The organism is Streptomyces uncialis (assembly GCF_036250755.1).
Taxonomy (GTDB): Bacteria; Actinomycetota; Actinomycetes; order Streptomycetales; family Streptomycetaceae; genus Streptomyces; species Streptomyces uncialis.
In genome coordinates this window covers 6,544,598-6,558,480 of record NZ_CP109583.1, presented here as the reverse complement: position 1 = coordinate 6,558,480, position 13,883 = coordinate 6,544,598, and the positions used below count along the sequence as shown (strand labels likewise).

The 13,883-nt window shown below is 70.5% G+C and carries 11 protein-coding genes, 3 tRNA genes and 1 pseudogene; 7 read left to right on the top strand and 8 right to left on the bottom strand.

The genetic code is table 11. The features are described from left to right. Nucleotides 1-9 precede the first annotated feature (9 nt). The 3 genes from OG711_RS27370 to OG711_RS27360 form a co-directional block, all read right to left on the bottom strand. Nucleotides 10-1,746 (bottom strand): ABC transporter ATP-binding protein, encoded by a 1,737-nt coding sequence (locus tag OG711_RS27370; protein WP_073793571.1) that lies wholly within the window; start codon nt 1,744-1,746, stop codon nt 10-12. 545 nt (nt 1,747-2,291) lie between these two features. Then, a complete protein-coding gene (locus OG711_RS27365; protein WP_073793572.1) occupies nt 2,292-3,752 on the bottom strand; it encodes a xylulokinase in 1,461 nt (486 codons plus the stop codon). A gap of 83 nt (nt 3,753-3,835) precedes the next feature. Further along, nucleotides 3,836-4,138 carry a YtxH domain-containing protein gene (locus tag OG711_RS27360; RefSeq protein WP_073793573.1) on the bottom strand — a complete coding sequence of 101 codons (303 nt, stop codon included), beginning with the start codon at nt 4,136-4,138 and terminating at the stop codon, nt 3,836-3,838. A gap of 148 nt (nt 4,139-4,286) precedes the next feature. Between OG711_RS27360 and OG711_RS27355 the strand changes: the two genes are divergently transcribed. The 5 genes from OG711_RS27355 (at nt 4,287) to OG711_RS27335 (ending at nt 6,703) form a co-directional block, all read left to right on the top strand. Further along, nucleotides 4,287-4,359: transfer RNA gene (locus tag OG711_RS27355), tRNA-Asn, on the top strand. Between the two features lie 5 nt (nt 4,360-4,364). Further along, nucleotides 4,365-4,437 (top strand) — tRNA-Asn (locus tag OG711_RS27350). A 165-nt stretch (nt 4,438-4,602) separates the two neighbouring features. Then, nucleotides 4,603-4,676: transfer RNA gene (locus tag OG711_RS27345), tRNA-Ile, on the top strand. A 640-nt stretch (nt 4,677-5,316) separates the two neighbouring features. Further along, the gene (locus OG711_RS27340) at nt 5,317-6,168 is read left to right on the top strand and encodes a helix-turn-helix domain-containing protein (RefSeq protein ID WP_329561052.1); all 852 of its coding nucleotides are present in this window, start codon (nt 5,317-5,319) and stop codon (nt 6,166-6,168) included. A gap of 211 nt (nt 6,169-6,379) precedes the next feature. Further along, nucleotides 6,380-6,703 carry a hypothetical protein gene (locus OG711_RS27335; protein ID WP_329561051.1) on the top strand — a complete coding sequence of 108 codons (324 nt, stop codon included), beginning with the start codon at nt 6,380-6,382 and terminating at the stop codon, nt 6,701-6,703. A 21-nt stretch (nt 6,704-6,724) separates the two neighbouring features. Here OG711_RS27335 and OG711_RS27330 read toward each other — a convergent pair whose 3' ends face one another. Together OG711_RS27330 and OG711_RS27325 are read right to left on the bottom strand one after the other, a co-directional pair. Next, nucleotides 6,725-7,033: a hypothetical protein gene (locus tag OG711_RS27330; RefSeq protein WP_266515189.1), complete on the bottom strand. Its 309-nt coding sequence runs from the start codon at nt 7,031-7,033 to the stop codon at nt 6,725-6,727. Then, nucleotides 7,030-7,446 carry a hypothetical protein gene (locus OG711_RS27325; RefSeq protein WP_329561047.1) on the bottom strand — a complete coding sequence of 139 codons (417 nt, stop codon included), beginning with the start codon at nt 7,444-7,446 and terminating at the stop codon, nt 7,030-7,032. The genes OG711_RS27330 and OG711_RS27325 overlap by 4 nt, the downstream gene beginning before the upstream one ends. A 238-nt stretch (nt 7,447-7,684) precedes the next feature. Here OG711_RS27325 and OG711_RS27320 point away from each other — a divergent pair, with 238 nt between their 5' ends. Further along, complete coding sequence (locus tag OG711_RS27320; protein ID WP_329561045.1) at nt 7,685-8,977, top strand: tetratricopeptide repeat protein; 1,293 nt, start codon at nt 7,685-7,687, stop codon at nt 8,975-8,977. Here the strand turns inward: OG711_RS27320 and OG711_RS27315 are convergent. From OG711_RS27315 to OG711_RS27305, 3 genes and pseudogenes are all read right to left on the bottom strand, one after another. Further along, a complete protein-coding gene (locus OG711_RS27315) occupies nt 8,963-9,739 on the bottom strand; it encodes a fumarylacetoacetate hydrolase family protein (protein WP_329561043.1) in 777 nt (258 codons plus the stop codon). The two genes, OG711_RS27320 and OG711_RS27315, sit on opposite strands and share 15 nt — an antisense overlap. A 125-nt stretch (nt 9,740-9,864) precedes the next feature. Then, nucleotides 9,865-10,528: pseudogene (locus OG711_RS27310) on the bottom strand (HAD family hydrolase). 72 nt (nt 10,529-10,600) lie between these two features. Then, nucleotides 10,601-11,854, bottom strand: coding sequence for a helix-turn-helix domain-containing protein (locus tag OG711_RS27305; RefSeq protein WP_329561041.1), 1,254 nt, complete (start codon nt 11,852-11,854; stop codon nt 10,601-10,603). Nucleotides 11,855-12,296: 442 nt separating this feature from the next. On the opposite strand from OG711_RS27305, the gene OG711_RS27300 reads away from it, so the two are divergent. Further along, nucleotides 12,297-13,652: an esterase-like activity of phytase family protein gene (locus OG711_RS27300; RefSeq protein ID WP_329561039.1), complete on the top strand. Its 1,356-nt coding sequence runs from the start codon at nt 12,297-12,299 to the stop codon at nt 13,650-13,652. The last annotated feature ends 231 nt before the right edge of the window (nt 13,653-13,883 follow it).

Genomic DNA, 13,883 nt, shown 5'->3' with positions numbered 1-13,883 from the left:
CCGCCGCCATCAGGCCGCCTCCGCTTCCGTCAGCTGGGAGAGCACGATCTCCCGGTAGGTCTCGTTGTCCCGCATCAGTTCGGCGTGCCGGCCCGCGCCGACGACGCGGCCCTCGTCGAGGACGACGATCCGGTCGGCGTCCCTGATGGTGGAGACGCGCTGGGCGACGATGACGACGGTCGCCTCCCGGGTCTCCGCGGTGAGCGCGGCCCGCAGCGCGGCGTCGGTGGCGTAGTCGAGTGCGGAGAACGAGTCGTCGAAGAGATAGATCTCGGGGCGCTGGACGAGGGTGCGGGCGATGGCGAGCCGCTGCCGCTGGCCGCCGGACACATTGGTGCCGCCCTGCGCGATGGGCGCGTCGAGCCCCCCTTCGAGCTGGGACTCCACGAAGTCGCGTGCCTGGGCGACCTCCAGGGCCCGCCACAGGTCCTCGTCGCTCGCGTCGGGGTTCCCGTAGCGGAGGTTGGTCGCGACGGTCCCGGCGAAGAGGTACGGCTTCTGCGGGACGAGGCCCACGGTCCGGGCGAGCAGCCGCTGGTCGATGTCCCGTACGTCGACGCCGTTCACCAGGACGGCGCCCTCGGTGACGTCGAAGAGCCGGGGCACCAGGCCCAGCAGGGTGGTCTTGCCGCTGCCGGTGGACCCGATCACGGCGGTCGTCCGGCCCGGCCGGGCCACCAGGTCGACGCCCTTGAGGACGGGTTCCTCGGCGCCCGGGTAGCGGAACCCGGCCTCCCGCAGCTCCAGGTGCCCATGGGTGCGCATCTCGCGGACGGGCGCGGCGGGCGGCACCACGCTGGACTGGGTGCCGAGCACCTCCTGGATACGCTCGGCGCACACCTCCGCGCGCGGCACCATCATGAACATGAAGGTGGCCATCATCACGGACATCACGATCTGCATGAGGTACGCGAGGAACGCGGTCAGCGACCCGATCTCCATGGCCCCGCTGTCGATCCGGTGCGCCCCGAACCAGACGACGACGACCGACGACACGTTCACGACGGTCATCACGATGGGGAACATGAACGCGAGCAGCTTGCCGGAGCCGAGCGCCATCTCGGTCAGGTCCTCGTTGGCGCCCCGGAAGCGTTTCTGCTCGTAGCCGTCCCGGACGAACGCCCGGATGACCCGGTTGCCGGTGATCTGCTCGCGCAGCATCCGGTTGACGGTGTCGACCCGTACCTGCATGGCCCGGAACAGCGGACGCAGCTTGTGGACGATGACGCTGACGCTGATCCCGAGCACGGGGACCACCGCTATCAGCACCGTCGACAGCGGCACGTCCTGCCCGAGGGCCATCACGATCCCGCCGACGCACATGATCGGCGCGGTGACCATCAGGGTGAACGCCATCAGGGTCAGCATCTGGACCTGCTGGACGTCGTTCGTGGTCCGGGTGATCAGGGTGGGCGCGCCGAAGTGGCCGACCTCCCGCGCGGAGAACGACTGCACCCGGTCGAACACGGCGCCGCGCACGTCCCGGCCGACCGCGGCGGCGCTGCGGGCGCCGAGCCGGACGGCACCGACGTTGCACACCACCTGCACCAGGGTGACGGCGATCATCAGCCCGCCGAACGACATGATGAATCCGGTGTCGCCCTTGACCACACCCCGGTCGATGATGTCGGCGTTCATCGTGGGCAGGTACAGCGTGGCGCTGGTCTGGAGCAGCTGGAGCGCCACCAGCACGGCGATGGGTTTTCGGTAGGGACCGAGGTAGGTCCGGAGCAGTCGTATGAGCACGTGCGGGTCTCGCTCACTGGGTTCGGCCGGCGGGGGCGGACGGTCGGCGGGGCGGGTGCTGGCGGTCGGCGGGGCGGGTGCTGGCGGTCGGCGGGGCGGGCGGTGGCGGTCGGTGGCCGGGCTGCTTCGGCGGGCCGGGCCGCTGGGCGGGTGGGGGCCGGACAACACTCATCACTTCACGCCCCATCGTCCGTCACGCACCACCCGTTCACCCGGCTTATTGGCCCAAGAGCACGCCAAGAAGAACCCATACGCACGTCAGCGGCCCATCCCGGCCCTGACGGGCGGTACGGGGCGGGCCGCTGAGCGGGACCGGGGCGAAGCGGGAGCGCCCGGGGCGGGGCCCCGGGCGGAGGGAGCGGTACGGGGCCGGGGTCCCGGGCGGTCGGTGCGGTCCGGTGCCGGTGCCGGTGCCGGTGCCGAAGTCCGGGGGAGGTGGGAGCGCGCCGGAGCGGAGACGCCCCGGGCGAGGCGAGCGGGTACGGGTACGGGCGCCTGGTTCCGGGTATGGGCGCCGGGGTCCGGGTCCGGGTCCGGGTTCCGGGTCAGAGCGAGAAGGCTCCGGGGTGGATCTGCTCCCGTACGGCCATGTACTGCTGGCGCACCGCCTGGCCGGCGGCCAGTTCCTCGCCGGGCGCGAAGACCTGTCCCGTCGCGCCGGGCCACGCCGGCGGCGTGTGCGGGTCGAGCCCCCCGCGGGACACCCCGAACGCCCAGGCGGCCTGCCGGGCCGCGCCGAGCGCCGCGTACTCGGCGGGCTGCGGCACCACGACCTGCGCCCCGAACAGCGACGGGGCGGCGGCCTGCACCGCGGGCAGGTCCGCGGCGGCGCCCAGCAGGAACACCCGCCGCACCTCCACGCCCCGGCCGCGCAGCACGTCCAGGGCGTCCGCGAGGCCGCAGAGCATCCCCTCGAACGCGGCGCGCGCCAGATGCTCGGGCTTCATGGCCTCGCGCCGCAGTCCGGCGAGGGTCCCGGCGGTGTGCGGCAGATGCGGGGTGCGCTCGCCCTCCAGATACGGCAGGAGGACCAGCCCGTGGGCGCCGGGCGTGGACTTCATCGCCAGCTCGGACAGCGCGGCGGGGTCGGGGAGGCCGAGCAGTTCGGCGGCGCCGCGCAGGGTGCGGACGGCGTTGAGGGTGTGGACGACGGGCAGATGCATCCCGGTCGCGTCGGCGAGGGAGGTGATCATGCCGCCGGGGTCCGCGAGGGGCTCCCGGTGCACGGCCATCACGGAGCCGGATGCCCCGAGCGAGACGACCGCGTCCCCGAGCCCGATGCCGAGCCCGAACGCGGCGGCCATGGTCTGGCCGGTCCCCGCGGAGATCAGCAGGCCCTCCGGGGTGGTCCCGGCGGCCTCGGCGGGACCCAGGACATCGGGGAGCCGGATCTGGTGGCCGAGCGCCAGCTCGACCAGGTCGGGCCGGTAGCCGCCGGTGGCGGCCGACCAGTAGCCGGTGCCGGAGGCGCCGCCCCGGTCGGTGGTGCGGCGCGCCGGGCGGCCGAGGAGCTGCCACACCAGCCAGTCGTGGGCCTGCACGGCCGCGGCGACGCGCTGGGCGTTGTCGGGTTCGTTGGCGGCGAGCCAGCGGAGCTTGGCGACGGGGTGGGCGGGCTGCGGGACGCAGCCGACGGCCTGGGCCCACGCCTCCCGGCCGCCGAGCGCGTCGACGAGGTCGGCGGCGGCGGCCTGGGTGCGGCGGTCGTTGCCGATCAGCGCGGGGCGGACGGTGCCGCCCTGGTGGTCGAGGGGCACGAGCGCGTTCTGCTGCGCGGACACCCCGATGGCCTGGACCCCTTCGAGGAGCCCGCCGCCCGCGGCGTCGCCCAGCGACAGGAGCCACGCCTGCGGGTCCACGTCGGCGGGACGCCCGCCGTCCCCCTGATCGGCCGCCGCCACGGGGTGCGGGGCGTATCCCTGCCTGAGTACGGCACCCGTGTCGGTGTCACAGACGACGATGCGCGTGGAATCGGGCGAACTGTCCAGACCGGCGACTATCCCCATGCCGGAATTCTGCACCACGTTCGGGGGTGACCCCTACCGTGGTGCCGGAGGAACGGCCCGGAGCGCGGGCCCGGCGGGGCGGATCAGGTGTTGGTCGTGCCCCAGTCGTCGCCCTGTCCGCCGCGGCTGCGCTCGCGCAGGGACCGCACCCGGTCGGCCACGGAGTCCGGGATCCGGTCCCCCGCCCGTTCGGTCACGGAGTGCAGGGCCTTGCCCGCCACCTCACGGCTCTGCTGGGCCGCGCTCTCGGCGGCGTTGCGGACGGCGGGGTTCTGGGCGAACTGCCGCGCGGACTTCTTGAGCTGCTCGTACCGCTCCCGTCCGGCCCTGGTCCCCAGCACGTAGCCGAGGGCCAGCCCGATGACGAATGTGAGCCGGTAGCGCATGGCAGCCACCCTTCCGTTGCGTTCGGTTTGCGGATCGCGGGGACACCGATTGGCGGAGCACCCCCCTGCTTGCGCTAATGTATGTGTCGCAGCGAGCGACCGCCTTCTGGCGAGTACCCAGGCAGGCTCGATCGATGCGACGAGGCAATCCTCCGTAGCTCAATTGGCAGAGCAGCCGGCTGTTAACCGGCAGGTTACTGGTTCGAGTCCAGTCGGGGGAGCTCGATCCTCCGTAGCTCAATTGGCAGAGCAGCCGGCTGTTAACCGGCAGGTTACTGGTTCGAGTCCAGTCGGGGGAGCAGCCGAGAGGGACCCCTTAGGGGTCCTTTTTCATGTCCGGTGGAACCATGCGGGCACGCCGGAGGTCTCCTTGGTCAGCAGTGCCGACCATCCGAAGCAGGAGATCGTATGAGCGGCTATGCTGCGGCACACGGCGCGTACATATGTACGCGACACGCCGCAAGGGGGCGGTAGCTCAGCCGGTTAGAGCAGCGGACTCATAATCCGTCGGCCGTGGGTTCGAGTCCCACCCGCCCCACCGCAGGGCCCCCCAGCAGGAACGATTCGACCTGCCGGTCCGGCCCGAAGGCACGCAGCGCCGCGCGCCACCCACCGGCGGGACGCCCCTCCCCGCCACGACGAAGCCCCGCTTTGTGTGCGCCCCCACAGAGGCGCAGCGCGGAGCACGGACGAACGCCGCACGCGGGCGGATGGGAGCGGAGGCGACGGCTCCCGTCCGCCGACCGCGTCAGCGGGAGCCCGGCACGACGACACGCTCCCGTCCCCCGCGTCCGGGCCGGTCGCCGTGGCCGCGGAGCGTCATGACCGGGTCCCCACGGCGATGGCGGTGGACCCCCCGAGACACGCGAGCGCCCGCAGCACGATCCCCAGCCGCCGGTCCCCCAGCACCTCCACCTTCCACAAGGGAACGAGCCGGGGAAACGCAGTAGCGAGGACAAGCATCAGGAACGCGTCCTCCCCCTCGTCCAACACCAGCGCACACCGGTACCGCGCCTCGAACCGAGCCCAGTCGCAGAACACGAAGGCCCCGTTCTCGGAACCCGCCCGCGTCAACCAGTACAACCGGCTGTGCGACGTAGCCCGCCACTACGCGGTGCCGTACGCGCGGTTCAAGGCCTCGATCGCCACCGACGGGTAGCAGGGGCGAGTATGTACCGGTGAGCACGGACTATCAGCAGGCACGCGAAGCTCTCGGGCAGCGGCTCAGGGAGCTCCGTCTCACGGCCCCCGAGGGCCGGCTGACCGGTACGGCGCTCGCCCGCACTCTCGGCTGGCCGAACTCCCGTATCTCCAAGCTGGAACTGGGCAAGCAGACGGCGACACCCGACGACCTGCGCCAGTGGGCGAACGCGTGCGGTCGGCCCGACGCATACGAGGAACTGCGTTCCCGGCTGGCCGGGTTCGAGTCGCACATCCGCTCCTGGCGGCGGCAGCTGGTCGCCGGGCACCGGCCCGTGCAGGACGCCCACAACGCGGCCCAGGCCGGATCTGCGGTCCTTCGGGCCTGGGAGTCCTCGTGGATCGTCGGAGTCCTTCAGACACCCGACTACGCACGGGCCGTCCTCACCCGCTCCGCCGAACTCCACCGCTCACCCCGGGATGTCGAAGCCGCCGTTCGGTCCCGTATGAAGCGGCAGGAACTCCTCTACAGCGGGGACCGGCGGTACCACATCATCCTCTGGGAGCCGGTGCTCCGATCCCTCGTCTGCTCACCCTCCACACTCCTCGCCCAACTCGACCGGCTCTCGGGGGTCATCGGGATGGACACCGTGGAGCTGGGGATCGTGCCACTCACCTCGTCGCTCGAAGTCCCGCCCGGCACAGGCTTCTGGATCTATGACGACCGTCAGGTGGTCACCGAGGTATGGCATGCCGAGATGTGGCTCGATGACGCACAGAGCGTTGCCCTGTACCTCCGCACCTGGAAGACCTTGCAGGAATCCGCGGTCTACGGGGCCGACGCGCAGAACGTGGTCAACGCCGCGCGGCGTGCGTTGAATCCACGCTGACCCGTGCAGACGGGGCAAGATCCCCGCAGTCGCGGGGTCGCCAGGAACCGACCTGCGGCGATACGCGCCCTACCGTCGGCTCCTTCACCTGGGCAGGTGAGCGGCCGGCACAGGCCGAGGCTCCGCCGACCGCCACCTGACAGCGGACCTGTCGCCTGACCCGGTCCGGCTACGATCGGCGGCGCATTCGCGGACCAGACGGAGGAACAGTGTGAGCCAGCACCCAGCCGAAGCCGCTCCGATCGCCCCTGTCGCCATGGATCGGCAACCACCCCAGCGCACCGAAGCACAGTGGCTCCAGATCGCCCGCTACGTCCGGCACGCGGCCAACAAGGTGGGCCCCGACCTCCCGCTGTGCCTCGCCGGGGAGCCGGAGGACTGCGGGAGCAGCGCCCAGACGCACGTCCTCGCCTGGGCCGCGGACCTCAAGGCCAGGGCACAGCACCTCATCGAGACCAGTGCACCGGACCAGCCCACCGCCTACCACTACTCGACCACGCACTACCGCAAGGCGTTCCACACGCTGACCGAGTGACCGGGCATTCGACCGGGAAGGTCAGCGCGCGTCGCGTTCCGCCACCCTCCACGCCCTGCGAAGGTCCCGGCCCGTCCCGCAGTCCCAGGGGCCGTCGCTGAGGCATTCCGGGCAGGCCCCGAGGTGGGTCAGCAGCTGGCACCAGGCCGCGTAACGGGCGGCCTCCAGCGCGGCGGGGTCCCGGTCCGCGCCGCTGACCTCATCAGGGCACGTCCCGTGCCGGTGCAACGTGATCCCCGGCCCCGACGCGGAATGCCGCAACTGGTCCTCGTACGGCTCACCGGGGGCAATGGCCCGATCGCAGCGGGAGCAGATCATCACCGTCGTCATGACCGGCTCCCCACGGCGATCGTCCCGCTGCCCGCCAGACGCGCGAGCGCCCGCAGCACGATCCCGAGCCGCCGGTCCCCCAGCACCTCGACCTTCCACAACGGCACCAGCCGGGGGAACGCAGTCGCGAGGACAAGAGTCAGGAACGCGTCTTCCCCCTCGTCCAACACCAAGGCACACCGGTACTGCGCCTCGAACCGGGGCCAGTCGCAGAACACGAAGGCCTCAGTCTCCACGACCAACAGATGCCGTACGTCCCCACGCGCGAGAATGTCGCCTTCTTCAAGCAGCGCCGCCACTGCCGCTCGCTCACCGGGATCACGGGTATGGACCCAACTCGTCAAACGGTCACTGAGCAGGGGCGTGACCGTTTCTCTGCTCCCCGTCGGGCCCACGCTCGATTCTTGCTCCACATCGGCTCCTTCGCCGGTCGGCCATCAGCCCCCGGGCCGTTCGCGCGGTCGCCGGGACTCATCGGTGGTCGTGCCTCACGGCCGATCACCGGGTGCCCGCATCGTCGTTGCACCGGCTTGGACACCGCTACGCGCCTGAAATGGCCGCTGCCGTCGTGCCCCGACTCGGCTTGGTCATCTCTTGGACTTCTTGGACATGGATGGGTAGGGAAGCCGGGTCGTGGGTCACCATCGGCTCATGGCCTTGACGACATTCGGAGAACTCCTCAATCAGCGTGGCTGGGGGTACGCGAGGTTCATGCGTGAGGCACAGCCGGTTGCCCGCGCCCTGAGGCTCACTTTCGTACTGGAACGGCGCCAGTTCGACCGATGGCGTACGGGGAAGGTGAAGGGGCAGCCTCGGGACGAGGCGTGCCAGGTGCTGGAGAGACTGTTCCCAGGGCGCACGGCACAGGAATTGCTCACGCCGGGCGATGCGGCGGGAGGACCGCTCCTGCAAGCAGCCCGGGGGACCACACATGTGCTGGAGGACGAGGTGAACAGGCGGTCCTTGCTCGGGTTGATCGGAGCCGCGGCGGCCAGCCCCGCCGCGGTCGAGTTCATGCGGGACACACGTCGCCGGATGGATGCCGCGTTGGAAGGCACGACGATCAGTGAGGCAACGCTGGATCGGTGGGAGGAGACCGCCCGGGACTACGCACGCGCCTATCAGGCCCTTCCACCGCAGGATCTTCTGGCAGACCTGCTCGCGGACTTCGCCGAGGTGGGACGCCTACTGGAGGAGCGCCAGCCGATACGGCAGCGTCGGCGCCTGTGCCGCGTGGCCGCGCAACTAGCGGCGCTGGCAGGTATTTTCGCTTCGGCACTCGGGGAGCACCGGGAGGCCCGTGGGTTCTTCCACACCGGGCGTCTGGCAGCGTCGGAGTCCGGGGACCAGCAGTTGGAGGGAACGCTGGCAGTCCGGTCCGCGATCGTGTCGCTCTACTACGGGACCCCGGCGACCGCCTACGCCGAGGCGTCTCGTGCACGTCGGAGCCTGGGAACGGTGATCGGTCCCGCTTCCACCCGGGCCTTGGTGGTGGAGGCTCGCGCCCTCGCCCGGATGGGCCGGGTCGGTGAGGCGCTGCCGCTGCTGCGGCAGGCCGAGGACATGTTCGGTCACCTCACCGCCGAGGACCGTGAGGATGTCGCGCTCGGCTATACCGAACGTCAGTTCCTCTTCCATCTGGGCAACGCGTGGACACACTTGCGACGTCCCGAAGAGGCATTCCCCGCGCAGAGTCGGGCCCTCTCCTCCTACGCGCCGGGCGAGTACCTCGATCCCGCTCTGATCCGCATCGACCGGGCAACCTGCCTCGCTCAGTCGGGTGAGCCCGAGGAGGCATACAGAGTCGCGGGGGACGCGCTGCTCCGCCTGCCCGCCGAGCACCGCACCGGAATGGTCATGCGGTACTCACAGGACTTCAGGATGACAGCGGGACACACGGAGATGCCTGCCGGACGGCAGTTCGCGGAGTTACTGCGCTCCTGAAACGACCGGGTTGCGCAGCGTGCCCACCCCTGCGACGGTGACCGCCACCTCATCGCCGGGCGTGATCGGCCCGACCCCCGCGGGGGTGCCGGTGAGGATCACGTCGCCCGGATCGAGGGTCACAGCCGCACTGATGTACGCGACCAGATCCGCGACGGACGTGAGCATCAGCGACGTGTTCGCGTGCTGAGTCAGGGCTCCGTTGACATGACAGCTCACGTCAAGGCCGGTGGGGTCCAATCCGGTGGCGATGACCGGGCCCAGCGGGCAGAACGAATCGAACGCCTTGGCCCAGGAGGGCTGCCCGTCCGCCTTCTGGATGTCCCGTGCGGTGACGTCGTTGGCACAGGTGTAGCCGAACACATGGTCCAGGGCCTGCTCAGAGGCTACGTTCCGCGCGGTGCGGCCGATGACTACGGCCAGCTCGGCCTCGTGCTCGACCTGGTGGGACTGGCGCGGACAGACGATTGACTCGGCGGGTCCGATCACCGACGACGGCGGCTTGAAGAACAGCCGGGGCACCACCGGGGCGCCCATACCCGTCTCCGCGATGTGATCCCCGTAATTCCGTCCCACTGCGATGATCTTCCCGGGCACGAGCGGTGCCAGCATGCGCACTTCTTCCACACCGACGGCCCGCCCGTCAGGGACCGCACTCCCCCGTATCGGGTCCCCCGTCAGCACCTCGACACGAGTCCCTCCGGAACTCGGCATCCGCCCGTACCGAACGCTGTCCCGCCATTCGAACCGTACGTAGATCACGTCTCCTCCTGCGGGCTCGTGAGAAGAACCAGGGAACCAGACGGTGTCACGACTCCACGATCCCGTAGGCGCCGTGAGTCCTCCACGGAGTAGCGGCAGGCCCCGCGAGAGGGGTCTGAGCGCGGTCAGTGGCCTTGCGCGTTGAAGGCCCCGATCAATGCCGGGAGTTCCAGGAGGCTGTGGACCCGGAAGGTCGGGAGCTTCGTCGCCTCCTCGTCATGCCACTGGATCGTCGCCCACGGTCCGCGACGTACGAAGTGCCGTCTCCATTCCTGCGACGACAGCGGGGCGCAGATCGTTGTCGACGCGGTCACCGACGTAGAGGATCTCTGCCTTGGCGAACGGGACCGCCTCCGCGAGGCGGTCGAAGAAGAGCGGGTCCGGCTTGGCGGCACCCCAGTCGTCCGAGGTGCCGATCAGGTCGACATCCTGGGCGAACAGTTCCCGCAGGATGCCACCCGCGCGCACCGTCTGATTGCCCGCGATGCCCAGCCACAAGCCGCCGTCGCGCAGCGCGGTGAGACTGTCACGGACATCGGGGTAGAGGTCGTCCTCGCCGAAACGCTCCGGCTGACCGGCCGCAACCCGCTTCTTCCGTTCGGCGTACAGGTCGAACCCGGGCCGGAACTCCTGGAAGGTGTCGCGGTAGTCGCGGCCCTGCGCGATCACCGCCCCGAACATCGCGGTGAAGGTATGTCTCGGTACGCCGAGCCAGTCGGCCCACGTGCCGTATTCCCGGGTCTCGTCCACGAGGCATTCACCCACGTCGAAAACCACAGCTCGAATCATGCGCTTCAGGCTATCCACCGGGCGTCACGTCGAACCGGAGCGGGTGTCTGGTGCTCGGGAGGTCACTGCGAATCAGTGGCACGCGGCCTGGTCATCGAGGTGGAATCGGTTGGACATGGCTCGTAGCCGTTCGGGTACTCCGGCCCGTTCGCCGTGGACGATCCTTCTCAGCGTGGCCCGCGCGAGGGGGTGGTTGCGGACCAGTTGGGGGGCGAGGTGCTCGGCGGTCCCCAGCTCGTCCAGCGCCTGGTCGCGGTCCCCTTCCCACAGCCACGCCCGTGCGAGATCCATGTGGTGGTGTCCTTGACGGGACTTGGGCAGCGCGGCGAGGCGACCGGGGTCGGCGCGCCGGTTCAGTGTGAGGGCCTTCGTCTGGTCCCCGGACTCCAGGGCGACACTGATGCGGTGGATCTGGACGTTCCCGCCGGAGAACGTCAGTGAGTGGCGGTCGTGCACCGGTGGTCCGCCGAGTACGGACAGGCGAGTGCTCGCCGTTTCGGCGTGGTCCAGTCGGGCGTCCGCCTCACCGGTGTCACCGCCCCTGGCGCAGGACACGGCCGCGCGGAGCTGCAACGTTCCCCATACCCGGAGGGCGAGCGGGTCACCGGCGTCGCACTGGTGCTGGATCGTGGCGAGAGCCTTGTCGGACAGGGACACGGAGTCCTGCCAGTCGGCCGTGGCCCACATGTCCCAGACCCGCATCCAGTCGGCCACCGCGGGCATCAGCGGATCGCCGGACAACTGCGCCGCCCATGCAGCTCGTTCGCAGGACATCGCGACGAGTTCCGGGTGGCCGAGGGAGTGAGCCGCCGTGTGGGCGAACTTGCAGGCGACGGCGTAGATCGCGAACGCCTCCTCGCGTTCGTGACCGGTGGAACGGTCGGCCAGGGCGAGTGCCTCGCGGAACAGGTCGGGCAGGCACTTGAGGATGGCGACGTTCGCCGCCGCGTCACGGAGCCGGTGCAGACGTGTCATGTCCTGCCACACCTCGGACGAAGGGCGCGGTGTCCCGTCGAACACGGGCGTCAGATCGTAGCGGCGCAGTTCGCGGAGGATCGACGCGGCGGCCACCTGCCACTGGTTCTCGTGCGCGTCGCCCACATAGGGACGTTCCAGCAGTATGTTCGGATGGCAGTGGAGCGCGGCGGCGAGCATGTTGATGAGCCCGGTCCTGTCGAGTTCGATCGTGCCGCGCTCGACCTTGGACAGCCACCCCTGGGATCTCCGGACCGCCGCGGCCAGATCGGCCTGAGTCATCCCGAGGCGGAGCCGCTGACGCTTGACGCGGCGGCCGATCGCCTCCTGTTCCTCCATGCGGTACGGCATACCGGCCCTCATCCTGTTCGGTGGCATTCCATGGGATCGCGCCTCCGGCAAAACGGTACCGGGGATCTGCCCCGGCACCCGTGGACCGGCTTCCGTCGGGCTCCGTCGGGTCGAGCCTCGCGCGGGTGGGCGCTGTGATGGTCGACCAGGGAGCGGGCAGAGGTCGACCAGTCGCCAAGAAAGGGCGGATTCCGGCCAGTACGGCCGGTGATCGGTGGGTCTACGGTGTGGTGCATCCGCTGGTGAACTCCCCCGGACATTGGCGTCCTTGGTGGGATGTGGGGGTGAAGTCCGGCCGAAGTGCGGTGAACCGGCGCCGAACGGCGGTTCGGTGCGCGAGAGTTCGATCACCTGTCCGGGAACCAGCCCCTCCGGTGTCCCTCGGTCCGGACGTCCGCGTCCGTCCGCGGCGCGCACCGGTTCACCCCCATCCGGAGGCCCGATGTTCCCCCGCTCACGTCCGCTGCGGCGGACCCTTGCCCTGGCCACGCCCCTCGCCCTGGTCGGCGCCGTGGTCGTGGCCGCCAGCGCCACAGGCACGCCGACCGACACCGCGTCCGACCGGTCCACGGGACCGGAGGTCGTGGGAACGGCCGTGCTGGACGAGATACCGCTGGCCGGGTTCAGCAATTCCCTGATACCCGGTTCGGTCCGTGACGACCGTGGCGTCCACCTCGGGATCGGCAGTGATCTGTATCCCGCCGACCGGCCCGGGGAGTTCTGGGCCCTCACCGACCGCGGCCCCAATGGCCAGATCAAGGTCGACGGGGTCAAGCGGCGCACCTTCGCCGTCCCCGAGTTCAATCCGGCGATCGTCCGGGTGAAGGTCACCGGTGAGCGCGTCCAGGTGCTCAGAGGCATCCCCGTGACCACCGCGTCCGGGAAGGCCGTCACCGGACTGCCCAACCAGACCGGCCGCGACGAGGCGCCCTTCACGTTCGACGCCAAGGACCCGCTGTCCGTCAACCCGAACGGGCTGGACACCGAGGGCCTGGCGCGTGCCAAGGACGGCACGTTCTGGCTGGTGGACGAGTACAGCCCGTCCCTGGTGCATGTCTCCGCCAAGGGCCGGGTGCTCGCCCGGTACGTGCCCGAGGGGCTGAAGCTGCGCGGCGCCGACTACCCGGTGGTCGAGGCGCTGCCGTCGATCCTGCTCCAGCGCAAGCAGAACCGGGGCTTCGAGTCCCTGACCGTGCTGCCCGGCGGCGATCTGCTGATGGCCGTCCAGAGTCCGCTGCTCGTGCCCGACAAGGCCGCGGGCGAGGCGTCGCGCAATCTGCGGCTGCTGCGGTTCTCGCCCGAGGAGGGCGAGGTCACGGCCGAGTACGCGTACCGGCTGGACCCGGTCACCGAGGTGGACCCCGCCGAGACCGACCCGGCGGAGCTGAAGGTGTCCTCGCTGGTCGCCCTCGGCCCCCGGACCGTACTGGTGCAGGAGCGGACCGACCGGTCCTCCCGGGTGCACCGGGTGACCCTGCCGCGCGGCAAGGGCATCCTCGACAGCCGCTGGGACGACCCGGCGACCTCCCCCAGCTATGAGCAGACCGCCGATCTGGCGGGCGCCGGGGTGAACGTCCTGGACAAGCGGCTCGTCGTGGACTTCGGCAAGGTCGCGGGGGTCCCCGGCAAGGTCGAGGGGATCGCCGTCGCGGGCCGTGACACGCTCGCCCTCATCAACGACAACGACTTCGGCATGACGGACGGTCCCGACGCGTTCGACGGGAACGGCCGGCTGCGCGACAGCGGGCTCAACACCACCGTGATCCACGTACGGTTGCCCGGCCCGCTGCGCGGCTGACACACGCCGTCCGACGGGCGTGGGGACGCCAGGCGGACGGTGTGCACCATATGAACGGTTGGAAGCGGGGCGTTCCTCCGTGGCCCGGCGGGGTCATGGGGAACGCCCCGTTCCGTTGCCCTGTTCCGTTGCGCCGTTCTGTTGCCCTGTTCCGTTGGCCCGCTCCGTCGGCCCGTTCCGTTGCCGGTTCCGTTGGCCCCTTCCGTCCCTCGCCCCGGTCGGCCGGCCGTC

Excerpts from the sequence above, each read along its gene's own strand:
- OG711_RS27320 (WP_329561045.1), top strand. The coding sequence starts at position 7,685 with ATGGCCTTGACGACATTCGGAGAACTCCTCAATCAGCGTGGCTGGGGG.
- OG711_RS27360 (WP_073793573.1), bottom strand. The coding sequence starts at position 4,138 with ATGCGCTACCGGCTCACATTCGTCATCGGGCTGGCCCTCGGCTACGTG.
- OG711_RS27305 (WP_329561041.1), bottom strand. The coding sequence starts at position 11,854 with ATGCCGTACCGCATGGAGGAACAGGAGGCGATCGGCCGCCGCGTCAAG.
- OG711_RS27330 (WP_266515189.1), bottom strand. The coding sequence starts at position 7,033 with ATGACGACGGTGATGATCTGCTCCCGCTGCGATCGGGCCATTGCCCCC.
- OG711_RS27365 (WP_073793572.1), bottom strand. The coding sequence starts at position 3,752 with ATGGGGATAGTCGCCGGTCTGGACAGTTCGCCCGATTCCACGCGCATC.
- OG711_RS27300 (WP_329561039.1), top strand. The coding sequence starts at position 12,297 with ATGTTCCCCCGCTCACGTCCGCTGCGGCGGACCCTTGCCCTGGCCACG.